Source organism: Actinomyces denticolens (genome assembly GCF_002072185.1).
GTDB classification, from domain to species: Bacteria; Actinomycetota; Actinomycetes; order Actinomycetales; family Actinomycetaceae; genus Actinomyces; species Actinomyces denticolens.
Genome location: NZ_MVIW01000075.1, coordinates 1 through 2,081 on the forward strand (window position 1 = coordinate 1; position 2,081 = coordinate 2,081).

1 protein-coding gene is annotated in these 2,081 nt (G+C 80.0%); it reads left to right on the top strand.

Annotation, left to right across the window (positions count from 1 at the left end):
- Window positions 1–2,081: coiled-coil domain-containing protein (locus B1H55_RS11935; RefSeq protein WP_476920309.1), on the top strand; the 2,081-nt coding region annotated here is incomplete at both ends.

Genomic DNA, 2,081 nt, shown 5'->3' on the forward strand with positions numbered 1-2,081 from the left:
CGCAAGGAGCGCGCCCTGCGCAAGCTCGACTCCATGGCAGCCGACCTGGCCCGCGTCGCCGACCTGACGAACGAGCTCCACCGCCAGCTCGGGCCCCTGGCCAAGCAGGCCGCCGTCGCCCGTCGCGCCCGCACCATCCAGATCGAGGTCCGTGACGCCACCGCCCGGCTGCTCGCCGACGATGTCGTCGCCGCCCAGCAGCTCCTCGAGGCCGGGCAGGAGGACGCGGCCGCCGTCACCGCGCGCCGCGCCGCCGCCGAGGAGGCCGAGAGGGCCGCTCGGGCCCGCTTGGCCGGGCTCGTCGAGGCCGAGGCGGGCACCGGGCGCCGGCTCGCCGCCGCCACCGAGGTGTGGGAGGAGCTCACCGGCGCCGCTCAACGGCTCTCCTCACTCGCCGACGTCGCCGCTGAGCGCGTCAGGGGCCTGGCCAACACGCCCGAGCCGTCCTTCGGTACCGACCCCGACGAGCTGGACCGGCGCGCCGAGGCCGCCGCCGCCGAGGAGGCCGAGCTCGCCGAGCGGATCGAGTCGACCCGCAGCGCCCTGGCCGCCGCCACCCAGGAGCGGTCGGAGGCCGAGGCCGCGCAGAGCACCGCCGAGAGCGCGCTCGCCGCCCTCCAGCGCTCCCAGGCCGAGCACCGGGAGAAAGTGGCTCGCGCAGGCGGGCGCCTGGCCTCCGCGCGCTCCCGCCACGAGGCCGCCACTTCCGCCCGGGAGCAGGCCCGCGCCGCCCTGGCCGCCGCCGAGGAGCGGCGGGCCGCCGCTCAGAGCGCGTTGGAGGAGGCCGCTCCCGGCTCCGGCGAGGCCGCGCGGGCCGACGGGGGCGCCAGTGGCGAGCAGGTCGAGGCCACGGCCCGCCATGAGGCGGCGACGGCGGCCCTCGCCTCGGCGCGCGACGCCCTGGCCGCCGCGACCGAGGCCCGCTCCCAGGCGGCCTCCGAGCAGGCCACCTGGACCGCGCGCCGCGACGCCCTGGCGCTGTCCCTGCGGGCGGAGGACGCCACCGCCGAGCTCGCCGAGGCCGGCCTCCAGGGCCTCCTCGGCCCGCTTCCCGAGCACCTGAGCATCGAGAAGGGCTGGGAGAACGCCATCGCCGCGCTCCTCGGGGATCTGGCCGCCGCCGCCCTGGCCGCCGACGAGGCCGCAGCCCTCGGCGCGCTTGACCACGCCCGCAGGGCGGAGGCCGGGGCGATCCGGCTCGTCATCGCCCAGGAACGGGACGGTGACGGCGGCGGGGGCGCCGCGGACGAGCCGGCGCCCCCGGTGGAGGGGGATGCGCCCGGTCTCGATCGCGATATCGACCGGTCTCGACCCGTGCCCCCGGTGGAGGGGGCCGTTCCCGCCAGGGGCCTGGTCACCATCCAGGCGGGCACCGCGCAGCGCTCCGGCCTGCAGGCCGCGCTCGATCGCCTCCTCGCCGGGGCGTGGGCCGTGCCCGATCTCGAGGTCGGCGCCGCAGCGCGCGCCGCCGACCCGGAGGCCCGGATCGTCACCCGTGACGGGGATGTGCTCGCCCCCGCATGGGCCGCCGGTGGCGGGCGGGGCTCGGCCAGTGTCCTGGAGCTCGCCGCCGCTCATGACGAGGCCGCCGGTCGTGCCGAGACCGCCCGCCGGGCCCAGGAAGCCGCCGAAGCGGCCCTGGCGGAGGCCCGCCGGGCCGAGGAGGCCCGTCGCCACGACCTCAGCGCCGCCCTGGAGCAGTTGCGCCGCGCCGACGCCGAGGCCGCCCGCGAGGCCGAGGCGCTGGCCCGCCTGGCCTCCGCGGCTCACGCGGCCGCCGAGGAGGCGGGGCGCGCCAGGAGGGTCCTGGAGCGCGCCGAGGAGGAGATCGCCCAGCGCACAGCCGAGCTCGCCGCCGCCTCCACCGCCCTGGCCGAGCTCGAGCAGACCTCCGGCCAGGGCGCCCCCGACGGCGGGGAGAGGACCGTCGGGGGCGGGGCGCCGGTGGACGCCGAGGCGGCCATTGAGGCGGCCCGGGCGCGCCTCGGCGAGGCGGCCGAGGCCGCCACCGCCGCGCGCGCGGCGGAGACCGAGGCCCGCCTCGCCCTTCGCACCGCCGAGGAGCGCGAGCGCTCCGGGCG